We start from the raw sequence: 15716 nt of genomic DNA, 5'->3' as shown, positions 1-15716 counted from the left end.
AGGGTAAAGTATGAATCGCAATCCGTTAATCCCATTTGCACTTATTATGGTGATGGGAATTGGTCTCATTTTCTTTCTGTCTGTGAAAGGCCTCGGAGATATGAAAGAAGTTGCGAAAGAGAAAGAAGGCGGCGCGAAGACAGAAGAAACAGCAGCTGCAGGGCCAGAAGACATTTACAAAAAAAGCTGTGTTGCATGTCACGGCGCGAACTATGAAGGTGGCGTTGGTCCGGCATTAAAAGGTGTCGGTGATCGTCTATCTGTTGACCAAATTAAAGAAGTAATAACAAACGGTCGCGGAAGCATGCCAGCTGGATTAGTTCCTGCGGATCAAGCAGAAGAAATGGCAAAATGGCTTTCTGAATTAAAATAAACGGAGAAGAAAGATCCCTTTACTTCGGTGAAGGGATTTTTCGTTTCTTATAAAACATGATAAACTGAAGAAAAAAGTGTGGTGATCATCGTGAACGAATTACAGCTATCTAAGCGATTGCAAACAGTTGTTTCATTTATTCCAAAAGGAAGCGTATTAGCAGACATCGGTTCAGATCATGCGTATTTGCCGTGTTATGCGTATTTGCACGGATACATAACAAAAGCAGTGGCAGGTGAAGTAGCGGACGGACCGTTTCGCTCTGCCAAACAACAAGTCGAAAAGTGCGGACTGTCTCACGTCATTTCCGTTCGAAAAGGGGATGGGCTACAAGTAGTAGCACCGAATGAAGTCGATTGTGTAACAATTGCAGGGATGGGAGGAACGCTTATCTCAAATATTTTAGAAGCAGGAAAGGAAAAATTGGCATCCGTTCAACGTTTAATTTTACAGCCAAATGTCGGTGCACATATTGTGCGAAAATGGTTGCTAGACAATGAGTGGGAATTAATTAATGAACGCATTTTAGAGGAAGATGGGCAAACGTACGAAGTGCTCGTTGCAGAGCGTGGCGATCCTTATCGTCCGTATACGCAACTTCATGTTGAGCTATTGCTCGGTCCGTTTTTACTAAAAGAACGAAACGAAGTATTTGAAAAAAAATGGGCGATGGAAATGAAGCATTGGCAAAACGTCATCGAGCAATTGAAATATGCGAAAACGGAAGAGGCAGTCAAAAAGCGACAACAATTTGTTGACACGTTGCAAATGGTAGAGGAGGCTTTGAAGCGATGAAGACACCAAACGGATATGAAGTCATTCAACTATTTGAACAGTTTGCCCCAAAACACTTGGCGATGGAAGACGATAAAATCGGGTTGCAAATCGGCACGCTAAATAAACCGATTCGCCGTATCATGATTACGTTAGATGTATTAGAACATGTCGTCGATGAAGCGATTGAACAAAACATTGATTTAATCATTGCGCACCATCCACCAATTTTCCGTCCACTTAAACATATTGTGACCGATCAGCCGTACGGTCGTATGATTGAAAAATGTATAAAACATGATATTGCGATTTATGCAGCACATACAAATTTAGATATTGCAAAAGGCGGGGTAAATGATTGGCTCGCTGAAGCGCTTCAATTACAAAACGTTGACGTCCTTGTTCCGACGTATGAAGAGCCGTTGAAAAAGCTTGTTGTATATGTGCCGCGCACACATGCCGATGCGGTGAGAAAAGCGATTGGTGATGCAGGGGCTGGACATATCGGAAATTATAGCCATTGTACATTTAATAGCGAAGGAATCGGGACGTTTCGACCAGAGGAAGGCGCTAATCCATTTATCGGGCAACAAGGAACGTTAGAAACAGTGGAAGAAGTGCGTGTAGAAACGATTGTTCCTACGCGTCTGCAAAGAAAAGTTGTTCAAGCGATGTTGCAAGCACATCCGTACGAAGAAGTGGCATATGATATATATCCGCTTGAAAATAAAGGAGAGACATATGGGCTTGGACGAATCGGGACATTAAGCGAGGAAATGACGTTACAACAATTTGCTGAACATGTCAAACAGGCATTGCGTGTACCAGCTGTTCGTGTCGTTGGCGAATTGACGAGTCGTGTACGAAAAGTTGCAGTTATCGGTGGAGATGGAAACAAATATATTCATCAAGCGAAAATGAGGGGAGCGGATGTGTACGTCACTGGCGACTTATATTATCATGTGGCACATGATGCACTCATGCTCGGCTTGAATGTCGTTGATCCGGGACATCATGTCGAAAAAGTGATGAAAGAAGGGGTAGCGAACGTATTAAGAACGATGTTTGTGCAGCAAAAATTTGATGTTGATATATACGTATCACAAGCCCATACGGAACCGTTTACGTTTATATAAAAAAGAGGCTTATTCGCCTCTTTTTTTCACTTTTGGTAAAATTTTTGTGAGCGGCACTTTTCGTTCTCGTTTCCATGTTTCAGGATTGTTCGGGTCGAACTGTTCCAAAAAGTCAATGACTTCTTTTGTAATCGGTGTTGGTGTAGATGCGCCGGCAGTGACTGCAACTTTTTTGGCGTCTTTAATCCATTCGATGTCAATTTCAGTCACATCAGCGACACGATATGCTTTCGTTCCCGCAATTTCTTCAGATACTTGGGCAAGTCGATTCGAATTATTGCTTCTCGGATCACCGACAACGATCGTGACATCTGCTTCTTTTGCTTGTTCAGCGACCGCTTCTTGCCGCACTTGTGTTGCTAAACAAATTTCACGGTGCATTTCAACATGTGGATATTTTTCTCTTACTTTTTCCATAATATGTGCAACGTCCCATTGGCTCATTGTCGTTTGGTTCGTCACAATAATATGTTTTGCTTGAATATTCAGTTGTTCTACATCTTCAGGTTTTTCAATTAAATGAACGGCATGTGGCGCAACGCCGACAGCCCCTTCTGGTTCAGGGTGCCCTTTTTTTCCGATGTAAATGACTTCGTATCCATTCGCTACTTTTTCACGAATAAGCTCGTGTGTTTTTGTCACATCTGGGCATGTAGCGTCAATGGTGACAAGCCCTTTTTCTCTTGCGCGCTGTTTTACTTCAGGTGAAACGCCGTGAGCGGTAAAAATGACTGTGCCGCGGTCAATGTTTTCTAAAATTTCAAGTCGATTCGGACCGTCAAGTGTAATAATTCCTTCTTCCGCAAATGCATCGGTGACATGTTTATTATGAACGATCATGCCTAAAATGTAGATCGGTCGTGGCAGCGTCGGATCGAGCGCGGCGTTGCGAGCGATGACCATCGCATCAACGACTCCGTAACAATATCCGCGTGGCGTAATTTTAATGACTTCCATATGGATCGCTCCTTCTTGGCGTGTTTGTCGTATTCATTATATAAAAGAAGGGGCGAACATACAAAAGTTAAATATATAGTTTTGGCACAGATTTCCCTTTTTCATTCGTTTTTTCTTGTTTTCGTTCGCTTTTTGTTGGAATTGGTCGTTGTTTTTTTAGGGTTTTTTGCTCTGTCGTTGCTGCGCTTGTTGCGCGTGCTGTTTCGTTCGTTTCACTTGCTGTTTTAGTTGCTTCGTTTGTTGTGTCTGATTGTTTAAATTCGCGAAAAAGACGCATCATCGATGGGACGCTTTTAATGAGTGGACCGTATTGTTGCACCATTGGTGTAATCGTTTGGACCATGTTTAACATTTTTTGTACATTTGTTAACATCGAATCGATACTTGGCAATGCCCCGCCAGCGCCAAGCGTTTGGGCAGGAAATTGGTTGCCAAACAATCGTGAAAACATGCCCCCTTGTGCTTGACGCATCATCGGTTGCGACCACATAGGCGGCATAGGCGAACGTGAAGGTGGAAACATAAATGGACGCCGCAATGAAGTTCCTCCTTTCTGTATGAAGTGAAGGTTTATGCTTTTTTCATCTATACTACGATATGCAGAAAAGCTCATATAGTTGAATGAACGGTTTATGTTCGTATATAATATGTAACTGGTCTATTTTTTTACTGAAGAAGAAAGGGGATGAGAAACTATGTTTGAACGTTTTTCGTTTCATCCGTTTATTATAGAGGCGCTTCATCATTTAAAGTTTCATAAACCAACACCTATTCAAGAGCGTGTCATTCCGGCTGTCTTGCGTGGAGAGAGCGTCATCGGGCAATCGCAAACGGGAACAGGAAAGACGCATGCGTATTTATTGCCGATCATCGAACGCATTGATCCACATGTTGACGAAGTACAAGCGGTTATTACAGCACCGACGCGTGAGTTAGCTACGCAAATTTATCATGAAGTATTAAAAATAACGAAATTTTGTCCAAACGATCATCGCATTACAGCGCGCTGTTTTGTCGGCGGAACAGATAAATTACGATCGATTGAAAAGTTGAAAACACAACCTCATATCGTCATTGGCACACCGGGGCGCGTGTATGATCTCGTTCGTGAACAAGCGCTATTTGTTCATACGGCTCGGATGCTTGTCATTGATGAGGCAGATGTTATGCTTGATATGGGATTTCTTACAGATGTCGACCAAGTGGCAGGATGCATGCCAGAAGACTTGCAAATGCTCGTCTTTTCAGCAACGATTCCAGAAAAGTTAAAGCCGTTTTTGAAAAAATATATGGAGCACCCGACACATATCCATATTGCTCCGAAGCAAGTAGCCGCATCAACCATTGAGCATATTTTAATCCCGCTTCGCCATCGCGATCGTTTGCAGCTTTTACACGATATATTAGTTAGTTACAACCCATATTTAGCCATTGTTTTTGTAAACACGCGTAAAACAGCTGATGAAGTGGCAAACGGTTTAATTGAAAAAGGATTAAAAGTAGGCGTGTTACATGGGGATTTAACTCCGCGCGAGCGAAAAAAGATGATGAAAGCAATTCGTGATTTACAATTCCAATACATTGTCGCGACAGATTTAGCCGCGCGCGGAATCGATATTGAAGGCGTCAGCCACGTCATCAATTATGAACTGCCAACGGATTTAGATTTTTACGTACATCGTACAGGTCGAACAGGGCGTGCAGGTTATGCTGGTACGGCCACAACGATTTACGAACCATCTGATCAACATGCGTTAGTGAAGTTAGAGAAAAAAGGAATTCATTTCCTTCATCGTGATTTTCGTCATGGTGAATGGATTGAGCTCGATGCGTGGAATGGACGGAAAAAAGAGAAAAAAGATGAAGTTGAGCAACTCGTTGAAAAAATAGCGAAAAAACAAAAGAAAGTCAAACCGGGATATAAGAAAAAATTACGAGAGCAGTTGAAAAAACAAAGAGCGAAAAAGAAATAAGGGAGAGAAAGATGTGTTAAAAATTGGTTCGCACGTCTCGATGAGCGGAAAAGAAATGTTATTAGCTGCAAGTAAAGAAGCGGTATCGTATGGAGCAAATACGTTTATGATTTATACGGGGGCACCACAAAACACAAGGCGTAAACCGATTGAGGAGCTAAACATTGATAAAGGACTTGCCCATATGAAAGCACATGGGATTGAAGAAATTGTTGTACACGCCCCGTACATTATTAATATCGGCAATACAATGAACGTAGATACGTTTTCTCTTGGCGTTTCTTTTTTACGTTCCGAAATTGAACGAACAGAAGCGATTGGTGCAAAGCAGCTCGTCCTTCATCCTGGTGCGCACGTCGGTGCGGGTGTGGAAGCAGGGATTGCAAAAATTATTGAAGGGTTAAACGAAGTGATAACAAATGACCAGCAAGTGCAAATTGCTTTAGAAACGATGGCGGGAAAAGGGTCTGAATGTGGCAGTCGCTTTGAAGAATTAGCGAAAATCATTGACGGTGTGACGCATAACGATAAGCTTTCTGTTTGTTTTGATACATGTCATACACATGATGCTGGATATGATATTGTTAACGATTTTGATGGTGTATTAGAACAATTTGATCGCATTATCGGGCTTGATCGTCTAAAAGTATTGCATATTAATGATAGTAAAAATCCGTGTGGAAGTCGGAAAGACCGTCATGAAAATATTGGCTTTGGTTATATCGGTTTTGATGCGCTAAATTATATTGTGCATCACCCGCAACTTATGCACGTGCCAAAAATTTTAGAAACGCCATATGTTGGGGAGAAAAAAAATGCGAAACCGCCATATCAATTTGAAATCGCGATGTTGCGTGCGCAACAGTTTGACCCAAACGTTCGGGAAAAAATTGTCGAGTAGAAGGCTGTCCGTAGGCAGCCTTCTTACTGTATAAATTGGCGAATAAACTCATTAGCTTGTTTTGCAAGTTGCGGTGATGTGCGATGAGCGAGTTCGCGAATCCAATTTTTCCTCGCTTGTTCATTAAACATATCGATCGTTTTTTCGCGCATCATTTGAACAATTGTTTCGGCGTCTTTTTGGGAAAGTGGAACGTTGTATTCCTTGGCATACATCATTAATTCATTTGCGGTAATCGATTTCATTTTATGCTGGACGATTTTATGATACACATTCACGTAGCATCCCTCCTTATTTACCATATGAGAGGAAAGAAGGAAGGGTGCAATGGTATAATGAAATAGATGAAGGGGGAGATTTGTTTGAAAAGACAACATAAAAAAGAAACGATTAGCCATTTAATGTATCGTGTCGTCATGATGACGATCGGTGCCACGCTTGCTGCTTTATCGATCGAATTGTTTTTAGTGCCTAATGAAATTATTGATGGTGGGGTCATCGGTATATCCCTTATTCTTGATCGCATTCTTCCAAACTATGCATGGTTGAACTTTGCCACGCTTGTTATTTTACTCAATGCGCCATTTATGTATTTTGGTTATAAACAAATCGGAAAAACGTTTATGCTCTCCTCTCTCTATTCGATCATTGTATTAGCTGTCATGGAGCGGTTGTTTCATTATGTATCTCCATTTACAACAGATTCCATTTTAGCAACTGTGTTTGGCGGAGCCATTCTCGGCGCTGGTGTAGGGCTTGTGATTCGCCATGGTGGTTCATTAGATGGCACAGAAATTTTAGGTATTTTAATGACGAAAAAGTTGCCATTTTCTGTTGGGGAATTTGTCATGTTTACAAACGTTTTTATTTTTACTTGGGCGGCATTTGTATTCGGACCAAAGCAAGCGATGTACTCCGTTTTAACTTATTATATTGCTTTTAAAACGATTGATACTGTCATTCAAGGATTAGATGAAACAAAAGCAGTGCTCATCGTATCCGATCGTTACGAAGAAGTATCAGATGCCATTTTAAATCGACTTGGCCGTGGAACGACGAAGTTGATGGGAAAAGGCGGATATACAGACGAACAAAAAGAAGTGATTTATGCTGTTGTTACTCGTCTGGAAGTGACGAAGCTAAAATCAATTGTATATGAAATTGATCCGAATGCGTTTATTACGATTATGAACACACAAGAAGTGCGTGGAGCAAAATTTAAGTCTGCTATTCATTAATGAAAATAAATGCGTTATACTATGAATCGGAATCATTTTGAATTAAGGTGGTCAAACGATGGACGATATTTTACGGATAGAAGACGTATCGTTTCGATATGATGATGAAGATGTACTACAACATATTGATTTTCACATTCCGAAAGGTGCTTTCGTTGGTTTAGTTGGTCCGAACGGATCAGGAAAATCAACGCTGTTAAAATGCATTTTGCGATTGCTAAAGCCGCAAACGGGGCGCATTTTTTTATTCGGCACGCCGATTGAGCAGTTTAAAGATTGGCATAAAATTGGTTTCGTCTCTCAAAAAGCAAACAGTTTTAATACCGGATTTCCTGCGACAGTATATGAAGTTGTAGCGAGCGGTTTAGCTGGAAAGCTCGGGTTATTTCGTCGATTAAAAAAAAGCGACGAAAAAGCAGTATATGAAGCGATTGATGCGGTCGGCATGAGCCCTTTTATTCATCGAAACATTGGCGAACTTTCAGGAGGTCAACAACAACGCGTATTTATCGCACGTGCGATCGTGTCGCAGCCTGAATTTTTAATTTTAGATGAGCCGACTGTCGGGGTCGATGTGCATCATGTACAAAGCTTTTACGATATGCTTGAACGATTGAATAAACAACATCATATGACATTGCTTCTCGTGACGCACGATATCGGAACGATTACGGAAAAAGTCACACATGTCGCTTGTTTAAACAAACATTTGCATTTCCATGGGAGCGTGCAACAGTTTGCGCAGCTAAAAACAGAAGATTTAGCATCATTTTATGGGCATCATCTTCACCTACTTGCCCATGACCATGCGTAGAAAGGGGGGAGATTATGGTAGAGGCGTTATTTCAATATGAATTTTTACAAAATGCGTTTATTGTCGGCATATTGATCGGACTCATCGCCCCTCTTTTAGGTGTGTTTATTGTCGTTCGGAGATTATCGCTTATTGCGGATGCGTTAAGTCATGTCACGCTCGCAGGAATTGCAGCCAGCTTACTTGTACAAAAAACGTTTTTCATGGGAGCGACATTCAATCCGATTTATGTGGGCATGGCGTTTTCCGTTGTTGGTTCGTTATTTATTGAAAAATTGCGTACCGTATATAAGCACTATCAAGAATTAGCGATTCCAATCATTTTATCAGGAGGCATCGGCTTAAGCGTCATTTTTATTTCGCTTGCGGATGGCTTCAATACCGATTTGTTTTCATATTTGTTCGGAAGCGTTAGCGCGGTGAGCCGGACGGATGTATGGACCATTGGCATCATTTTTTTCATCGTGTTTGCTGTTATTTTTCTGCTCTATAAAGAGTGGTTTATTTTATCATTTGACGAAGAATATGCACAAGCATCGGGAGTAAAGGTAAGGGCGCTTCATTTTGTTTTCATCGTGCTCGTTGCTCTCGTCATTGCAGCATCGATGCGAATTGTCGGCATTTTGCTCGTCTCATCACTCATGACGCTTCCTGTTGCTGCGAGCATTCGAATCGCAAAGGGATTTAAACAAGCGTTATGGTTGTCCGTTCTATTTGGTGAGCTTGCTGTCATTGTTGGTTTGTTTCTTTCTTATTATTTAAATTTAGCTCCCGGCGGGACGATTGTGTTGTTAGCTGTTTGTATATTAATTGGTGCGATCATGTGGAAAAAATGGAAGAGAGGATGACGAAGCGTGAACGTTTCTGAAGCGCTACGGTTAATGAAAGAAAAGGGGTTTAAGTATACAGGAAAGCGCGAAGAAATGCTTGAGCTGTTTGCAAAAACAGATAAATATTTAACGGCAAAAGATGTGCTTGATGTAATGAAAGATCGGTATCCGGGGTTGAGTTTCGATACAGTTTATCGCAACTTAGCGTTATTTGTTGAGCTCGGCATTTTAGAAATGACTGAACTGTCTGGAGAGAAGCGCTTTCGATTTACATGTAATGTGCATCACCACCATCACCATTTTATTTGCATGTCGTGCGGAAAAACGAAAGAACTTGTAACGTGTCCGATGAATGAATTAGTGGAAGATTTGCACGGATATACGATTTCAGGGCATAAGTTTGAAGTGTACGGAACATGCCCGATGTGCCAGCAACAAGCTGACGTGTAATGTCAGCTTGTTGTTGTGAGTAATTGTTCTACTCGTTGTTTTGCTTCATACCAATTGTACACGCGAATGACGCCTTTTGGGAGCGGACCGCGATTATAAGGAGTATCAAATAAAATGACAGGAATGAGACATTGTTCAGCGATATCGCAAGCGTTATCGTATTTATCTTCAAAAAACATGTCGATTTTATATTTCTTTACGGCTTCAATTTTATCGTGTGAACCGATCAGTTCGATATGATGGTAATGAACGCCTTGTTGTTGAAACCATTTTTCTGTGATTTCATATAAGTGGCGACCTCGTGCACTAATGTAATACAACTCATATTCATCTTTCCAACTATTAATGACCTCTAATGCTCCGTTCGCAAGAGGTGCTTCGCTGTAGATGATCGGTTCGTATTGTTCCATCCATTCATTTAATTTTTCTTCCGTTGTATCTAAAAAAGGAACTAAATCGTAATCCGTAATATCATCAAGCGTTAAATTTTTTTGGAACGATTTGTTTAAATATGGAATAAACGTACTTGGACATGTTACTGTCCCGTCAATATCGATCCCAAATCGCCGTTTGATCATGTTTGTTCATCCTTTCTATGATGTGCTTTTCTCGCCCATTATATCATTGACATAAAGTAACATCTATAATGATGTATCGCTTATTGCATAATAATAGTGCTCCTCATTTTACGAAAGCGAGGGAATTGTCATGGACAATGAACGTCAGCGTCGAGCGTATGATAATGAACGAATAGATACTGTTCCGAATGTTGAGCGAGATTTTATGGAAGAAACAGCAGGTGAAATTGCTGAGCCGATCCGATTTTCTGAAAGAAAAGTCGATCGTGAAGAAAACGGTCGTGGCGTTGGTTGGCTTGCACTTGCTTTATCGGTTGTTTCTCTTTTCTTAATGCCAGTCATTATGGGGGCAGCCGGCATTGTTTTCGGCTTTATTGCCCGACGTCGAGGAGCGGAAACGTTAGGGGCTTGGGCGATTGGAATTGGGGCTGTTTCCATTATTTTAAGCTTTTTCGTCCGATTTTGGTAAATAAGAGGGGAATATTCCCCTCTTATTTTTTTCCTTTCAATGCATATTCTTCTGCTAATTTGTCAATTTCTTTTTTCAACTCTTCAACCATTGTTTCTTCTGGCACTTTACGAACAATTTTTCCGTGGCGGAACAATAATCCTTCGCCGCGTGCCCCAGCAATGCCGATGTCAGCTTCGCGTGCCTCTCCTGGTCCGTTGACGGCGCAACCGAGGACTGCTACTTTAATCGGTGCTTTAATTTGGGCGATATATTCTTCAATTTCATTTGCGATGCGAATTAAGTCAATTTCAATTCTTCCGCATGTCGGACAAGAAATTAATGTCGCAGCGTTTGCTGCAAGGCCGAAAGTTTTCAACAATTCACGTGCCACTTTTACTTCTTCGACAGGATCAGCGCTAAGGGATACACGTACTGTATTGCCGATTCCTTTGCTTAAAATCGCACCAAGTCCTGCAGCACTTTTTACCGTTCCGGCAAATAACGTACCTGATTCTGTAATGCCGAGATGTAGCGGATAGTCGAATGTGCGCGCGGCTTTTTCATATGCTTCAATCGCTAAACGAACATCCGAAGCTTTTAATGAAACGATAATGTCTTGGAAATCAAGGTCTTCTAAAATGCGAATATGATGCAAAGCGCTTTCGACCATGCCATCCGCAGTTGGATAGCCGTATTTTTCTAAAATGCGTTTTTCAAGTGACCCAGCGTTTACCCCAATGCGAATAGGGACGCCACGTTCTTTTGCTGCTTTCACAACCGCTTCTACTTTTTCCCGCTTTCCGATGTTTCCAGGGTTAATGCGAATTTTATCCGCTCCGTTTTCAATCGCTTTTAAAGCAAGGCGATAGTCGAAATGAATATCGACAACGAGCGGAATATTGATGCGTTTTTTTATTTCAGCAATCGCATCTGCTGCTCTTTCATCTGGGCAAGCGACGCGAACGATTTGGCATCCAGCTTCTTCGAGTCGATGTATTTGAGCAACGGTTGCATCTACATCATGCGTTTTTGTTGTCGTCATACTTTGAATGACGACTTCGTTATTCCCGCCAATTGTAATGTTCCCGACGCGAACCGGGCGGGTTTTTGAACGATGAATGATTTCACTCACGCGTCAATCGCTCCTTTAACGTATTAATTCAATCATTTTTTATTGTAGCAATGTTTCTTATTCGTTGACAACGTTTTTGCTATTTCTGCTTATAGTACGGGATGCGGTACGTTTTTCCGATTTGAAGCGAATGGGCGTTAACATGTGGGTTTAACGTTTGAAAATCAGTAATGAGCCGATCGATGGAAACCGGTAATTTTCCATTCATTTCACGCTCAACAATCGAGAGAAGCGTATCCCCTCGTTGAATGGTCACTTCGCGATACGGAAGCTCCTTCTTTTGTTCAATCGTTTTTTCTGCACGAATTGTACGAATCGTTCCGTTCGTTATATCTTGATAAGCAATGGCACATATCGCAATGCATACGAGAAAAATGAAAACTTTTTTCATGACATTCCCCCGTTTATTTCTTCTGTTTTATCCATATGGCATGTCCAAACGAGATATGCGTAAAAATTACATTTCTTTTACATTGCTTTACACGTTCTTCACATGACGTTGACATGTTTTTGGTATTCTTTGTCTGTATTTGTCGAAGGGGGGACGTGCCGTGCGTGCACAAATAAAACAGCGATTAGAAAATATAAAGAAGCTTTTCCGAGTACCTGTCTTTCAATCATCACCAAAAATAAAACAATGGCTATTAAAAATGAGCTTACAAAATCGCTTATTTATTTTATTTTTGAGCGTGTTAATTTTTTCGTTAAGTGCTGTCGGGATGATTGGTTATCATCAAGCGAAACAAACGACCGTAAAAGCGATCGAAAATCGCCTCGAGCGCGAGGCAACGATGATGTTTGAAGTAGCTCGCAATCTTATGTATATTCATGCTGGAAATGAACAAATGTTTGAAAAAAGTTTGCGTTCGGTAGTAAAACAACAAAAAGCGGAACTGATGCAAGACGGGTTAAGCGTAGACATATTTTTAATTGAGGATGGACAAGTAAAAACATTTGAAAGAAATGAACAGCTCAATGTACCAAAATCGGTCCAAGAAACAATTAAAAAACAAAAAAACGGTGTGTCGCATTTGGAATGGAACGGACGTACATATACGTTTGCGTATAAAACGATCCAAGAGCTAAAAGGAACATATGTTGTCGCTGTACCAGATGAACAATTTATGAAGCCGATTCAACAGCTTGCCAAGCTAACTATTGTAACGATTATGATTAGTGTCATTATCTCAACGATCATGATTAAATGGTTAGTGACTGGATTAACGAAGCCGATTGCCCAACTTCGTCATGCCATGAGCCGATTGTCGCGTGGAGATTTAACGGTTGACGAACATATTTATTCAACAACGCCCGAAATCGATTCGCTTGCGCGCAGTTTTCAACGCATGTTGACGAGCATGAAAAATGTCATTCGTGAAATGGACGAAACAACAAGACAGCTAGCCATTACAGGAGGCGACTTAGAGCATGTGTCGGAACATGTCCTTGAATCGAACGATCAGCTCATGGCAGCCATTTCTACGGTAAAACAAGGGGCGGAAGAAACGGCCAATGCTTCAGACGAAAGCATTCATCGTGTAGATGAGATGAAAAAGCGAATGCAGCATGTATTAGTGAGCGTTCAAAACATTTCAGCAAGCACTAGCGATATGAATCAGTCTTCGAAAGGTGGAGAAGAGAGGCTGTCGCATTTAATCGCGGATATTCATTCGTTTGCCGAGCAATTTAAAAAAGTAAATGACACGATTCAAAGTGTGAAACACCATTCTATGTCGATTACAAAAGTGGTAGATGTCATTCGACAAATTGCCGAGCAAACGAAGTTATTGGCGCTTAATGCAACAATTGAAGCGGCGCGTGCGGGAGAAGCAGGAAAAGGGTTTGCGGTTGTCGCTACAGAAGTAAGAAAGTTGGCGGAACATGCTTCAAAAGCAACGGAAGAAATTACATCATCTATTTTCGCGATGGAGGAAGTGTCCATTCATGCGACAAATCAGTTTGAAGGGATGGTCACGCATTTACAACACCAACTCACCTCTGCAAATGAAGCGAAGCGCTCGTTTGATCATTTATTAAAAGAAATTCAGCGCGTGAATCGAAACGTAGCACAAATGGAAGGTGAATTGGAGCAGTTTGAACAATTATTACCGATGATCGAGACGGTAACGGTGGCATTTGCTTCAGTTGCTCAACAAACGCTAGCAAGCGCAGAAGAAATGATGTCTGTTTCGTATGATCAAACGAAGCAGATGAATGATATGTATCGTGTTGGTGAACGATTAAATGAATTATCGCAATCGTTATCTACAATCACTGCATCATTTAAACTATAAGAAGCAGGCTATCAGCCTGCTTCTTTCATAGAAGGGAGTTCTTTAATGGAAACGAACAAAATCGTGACAGAAACGAACCAGTCTAAAGCAACTGCATAAGGAACAACAATTTGTAACGATTCCATGATTGTAAAAAAGATAGTTGATAATGTAATCGCATAAGCGGAGATACTCCACATATGACGGTACGTCCCACGCTTATTTAATGTGCCGCGAAAAATGAGACCGATGAATGCAAGAACGGTAACGTAAAGAAATTTGCTTGTGCATGTGAAAAAGTATAATACGAGAAACGATAGCGAAATCACAATAGGAAGCAATGATTGAAGCGTACGGGCAAATTCATATACATCTTCGTTTGTAAAACGTTCTGCTTGTATCAAAGCATACGGATATGACTGAACGTGCCCATTAGCAACAAGTACAAACTCTTCCTTTAAAAATGCCACCGCGTTTGTGTAACGTTCTGCATCCTCTGTTGTCAGTGTGCCTGTACTATCGAATAAAATAGTCACGTTCGGATGCGTAAGCTCAATCGGTTCTTGTTCGTTTGATGTCAATATTCCATCGACGACTTCAAATGGAGGAAGTTCTTCTTTTAATAATTGATGTGTTGAGCTAATCATTTTGTTTATGCTCATTGTAAAGTAAATGGCAATTGGCAATGTCGCAATCAGCGATAAAAAAAACACGTAACTAATCGCCTTTCCGATTGGATGAAAACGAAAGCGTGCAATATGTACAGGGGAATAAAGACTTTGTAACAACCGGTTCCACATCATCATTCACATCCTTTAAACATCATCATTTCTCATTCTACTTCTTTTTCTATTTGCTACACAACCTTTTTGTTTCGTATGTTGCACGTATTGACGCTCTCCATCTTTTTTGCTAAAATTACCATCGGATATGGCGGACCCTTAGCTCAGCTGGTTAGAGCGGACGGCTCATAACCGTCTGGTCGCAGGTTCGAGTCCTGCAGGGTCCATTTCACCTCGCTAAGTAAATGAGCGAGGTTTTTTTTGCAAATAATTTGAAACATTCGATGTATTTTGGTACTCTTAAGGTAGGTTCACTTATGAAACTTTTCTGTTTCTTAATCTAGTTTATCGGTTTCATTTGTGAACAATTACATAACGAATGAGGAGGAATGAAACATGGCATTTGAATTACCACAATTGCCTTATGCTTACGACGCGTTAGAACCACATATCGACAAAGAAACGATGAACATTCATCACACAAAACATCATAACGCGTATGTAACAAATTTAAACGCAGCGCTTGAAGGTCATCCAGAATTGCAAAACAAAACAATTGAAGAGTTAATGGCGAATTTAGATGCAGTACCTGAAAATATTCGCACAGCTGTTCGTAACAACGGAGGCGGACATGCGAACCATTCGCTCTTTTGGACTATTCTTTCACCAAATGGCGGCGGTGAACCTACAGGTGAACTCGCTGAAGCAATCAATCGTACGTTTGGAAGCTTCGAAAAATTTAAAGAAGAATTTTCGAAAGCTGCTGCAACACGTTTCGGTTCTGGATGGGCTTGGCTTGTTGTTCATAACGGTCAACTTGAAGTAACAAGCACGCCAAACCAAGATACACCGTTAATGGAAGGAAAAACACCAATTTTAGGATTAGACGTATGGGAGCATGCGTATTACTTAAAATATCAAAACCGCCGTCCAGATTATATTTCAGCATTTTGGAATGTTGTTAACTGGGACGAAGTTGCAAAGCGTTACGCAGCAGCGAAATAATGAAGAAGGGCTCGACAATTTGTCGAGCTCTTTTTGTATATCGTTGTAA

Annotated in this window: 19 protein-coding genes and 1 tRNA gene; 13 read left to right on the top strand and 7 right to left on the bottom strand. The window is 41.1% G+C overall.

The window, feature by feature from the left end; all coding sequences use genetic code 11:
- Positions 1-10 precede the first annotated feature (10 nt).
- The 3 genes from cccA to AFK25_RS10240 all read left to right on the top strand — a co-directional run bounded on the left by cccA (position 11) and on the right by AFK25_RS10240 (position 2283).
- The gene (cccA, locus tag AFK25_RS10250; RefSeq protein WP_009374010.1) at positions 11-373 is read left to right on the top strand and encodes a cytochrome c550; all 363 of its coding nucleotides are present in this window, start codon (positions 11-13) and stop codon (positions 371-373) included.
- 90 nt (positions 374-463) lie between these two features.
- Positions 464-1168, top strand: a complete 705-nt coding sequence (locus AFK25_RS10245; RefSeq protein ID WP_035066688.1) for a tRNA (adenine(22)-N(1))-methyltransferase — start codon at positions 464-466, stop codon at positions 1166-1168.
- Positions 1165-2283, top strand: coding sequence for a Nif3-like dinuclear metal center hexameric protein (locus AFK25_RS10240; RefSeq protein WP_035066690.1), 1119 nt, complete (start codon positions 1165-1167; stop codon positions 2281-2283). Before AFK25_RS10245 ends, AFK25_RS10240 begins: the two co-directional genes overlap by 4 nt.
- 9 nt (positions 2284-2292) lie before the next feature.
- Here the strand turns inward: AFK25_RS10240 and AFK25_RS10235 are convergent, their stop codons facing one another.
- Positions 2293-3240 (bottom strand): 4-hydroxy-3-methylbut-2-enyl diphosphate reductase, encoded by a 948-nt coding sequence (locus AFK25_RS10235; protein ID WP_035066693.1) that lies wholly within the window; start codon positions 3238-3240, stop codon positions 2293-2295.
- 67 nt (positions 3241-3307) lie between these two features.
- Positions 3308-3778: a VrrA/YqfQ family protein gene (gene vrrA / locus AFK25_RS10230; protein WP_035066696.1), complete on the bottom strand. Its 471-nt coding sequence runs from the start codon at positions 3776-3778 to the stop codon at positions 3308-3310.
- A gap of 157 nt (positions 3779-3935) precedes the next feature.
- On the opposite strand from vrrA, the gene AFK25_RS10225 reads away from it, so the two are divergent.
- Both AFK25_RS10225 and AFK25_RS10220 read left to right on the top strand, forming a co-directional pair.
- Positions 3936-5213, top strand: coding sequence for a DEAD/DEAH box helicase (locus tag AFK25_RS10225; protein WP_035066700.1), 1278 nt, complete (start codon positions 3936-3938; stop codon positions 5211-5213).
- Between the two features lie 13 nt (positions 5214-5226).
- Positions 5227-6114, top strand: a complete 888-nt coding sequence (locus tag AFK25_RS10220; RefSeq protein WP_009374002.1) for a deoxyribonuclease IV — start codon at positions 5227-5229, stop codon at positions 6112-6114.
- Between the two features lie 23 nt (positions 6115-6137).
- On the opposite strand, the gene AFK25_RS10215 is transcribed toward AFK25_RS10220, so the two are convergent.
- Positions 6138-6392 (bottom strand): DUF2624 domain-containing protein, encoded by a 255-nt coding sequence (locus AFK25_RS10215; RefSeq protein WP_019416909.1) that lies wholly within the window; start codon positions 6390-6392, stop codon positions 6138-6140.
- 66 nt (positions 6393-6458) lie between these two features.
- Here AFK25_RS10215 and AFK25_RS10210 point away from each other — a divergent pair, with 66 nt between their 5' ends.
- The 4 genes from AFK25_RS10210 to AFK25_RS10195 are packed head-to-tail and all read left to right on the top strand — an operon-like array spanning position 6459 to position 9446.
- Complete coding sequence (locus AFK25_RS10210) at positions 6459-7352, top strand: YitT family protein (RefSeq protein WP_035066703.1); 894 nt, start codon at positions 6459-6461, stop codon at positions 7350-7352.
- Positions 7353-7410: 58 nt separating this feature from the next.
- On the top strand, positions 7411-8166 hold the full coding sequence (locus AFK25_RS10205; RefSeq protein ID WP_009373998.1) for a metal ABC transporter ATP-binding protein: 756 nt from the start codon (positions 7411-7413) through the stop codon (positions 8164-8166).
- A 14-nt stretch (positions 8167-8180) separates the two neighbouring features.
- Positions 8181-9014 carry a metal ABC transporter permease gene (locus AFK25_RS10200; protein ID WP_009373997.1) on the top strand — a complete coding sequence of 278 codons (834 nt, stop codon included), beginning with the start codon at positions 8181-8183 and terminating at the stop codon, positions 9012-9014.
- Between the two features lie 6 nt (positions 9015-9020).
- A complete protein-coding gene (locus tag AFK25_RS10195) occupies positions 9021-9446 on the top strand; it encodes a Fur family transcriptional regulator (RefSeq protein WP_009373996.1) in 426 nt (141 codons plus the stop codon).
- Between the two features lie 2 nt (positions 9447-9448).
- Here the strand turns inward: AFK25_RS10195 and AFK25_RS10190 are convergent, their stop codons facing one another.
- On the bottom strand, positions 9449-10024 hold the full coding sequence (locus AFK25_RS10190) for a haloacid dehalogenase (protein ID WP_009373995.1): 576 nt from the start codon (positions 10022-10024) through the stop codon (positions 9449-9451).
- 130 nt (positions 10025-10154) lie between these two features.
- Between AFK25_RS10190 and AFK25_RS10185 the strand changes: the two genes are divergently transcribed.
- The gene (locus tag AFK25_RS10185; RefSeq protein WP_009373994.1) at positions 10155-10493 is read left to right on the top strand and encodes a membrane protein; all 339 of its coding nucleotides are present in this window, start codon (positions 10155-10157) and stop codon (positions 10491-10493) included.
- A 22-nt stretch (positions 10494-10515) separates the two neighbouring features.
- Here AFK25_RS10185 and ispG read toward each other — a convergent pair whose 3' ends face one another.
- Positions 10516-11607 (bottom strand): flavodoxin-dependent (E)-4-hydroxy-3-methylbut-2-enyl-diphosphate synthase, encoded by a 1092-nt coding sequence (ispG, locus tag AFK25_RS10180; RefSeq protein ID WP_019416913.1) that lies wholly within the window; start codon positions 11605-11607, stop codon positions 10516-10518.
- 79 nt (positions 11608-11686) lie between these two features.
- Positions 11687-11998 carry a type IV pilus assembly protein FimV gene (locus AFK25_RS10175; RefSeq protein ID WP_009373992.1) on the bottom strand — a complete coding sequence of 104 codons (312 nt, stop codon included), beginning with the start codon at positions 11996-11998 and terminating at the stop codon, positions 11687-11689.
- Positions 11999-12158: 160 nt separating this feature from the next.
- On the opposite strand from AFK25_RS10175, the gene AFK25_RS10170 reads away from it, so the two are divergent.
- Positions 12159-13901, top strand: coding sequence for a methyl-accepting chemotaxis protein (locus AFK25_RS10170; RefSeq protein WP_035066707.1), 1743 nt, complete (start codon positions 12159-12161; stop codon positions 13899-13901).
- A gap of 11 nt (positions 13902-13912) precedes the next feature.
- Here the strand turns inward: AFK25_RS10170 and AFK25_RS10165 are convergent, their stop codons facing one another.
- Positions 13913-14686: a DUF1189 domain-containing protein gene (locus AFK25_RS10165; protein WP_035066710.1), complete on the bottom strand. Its 774-nt coding sequence runs from the start codon at positions 14684-14686 to the stop codon at positions 13913-13915.
- A gap of 129 nt (positions 14687-14815) precedes the next feature.
- Between AFK25_RS10165 and AFK25_RS10160 the strand changes: the two genes are divergently transcribed.
- Both AFK25_RS10160 and sodA read left to right on the top strand, forming a co-directional pair.
- Positions 14816-14889: transfer RNA gene (locus AFK25_RS10160), tRNA-Ile, on the top strand.
- A 169-nt stretch (positions 14890-15058) separates the two neighbouring features.
- Positions 15059-15667, top strand: coding sequence for a superoxide dismutase SodA (gene sodA / locus AFK25_RS10155; protein WP_009373988.1), 609 nt, complete (start codon positions 15059-15061; stop codon positions 15665-15667).
- The last annotated feature ends 49 nt before the right edge of the window (positions 15668-15716 follow it).

This window comes from Anoxybacillus gonensis, assembly GCF_001187595.1.
In the GTDB taxonomy this organism is placed as follows: Bacteria; Bacillota; Bacilli; order Bacillales; family Anoxybacillaceae; genus Anoxybacillus; species Anoxybacillus gonensis.
This window is presented reverse-complemented; position numbering and strand designations above follow the sequence as displayed.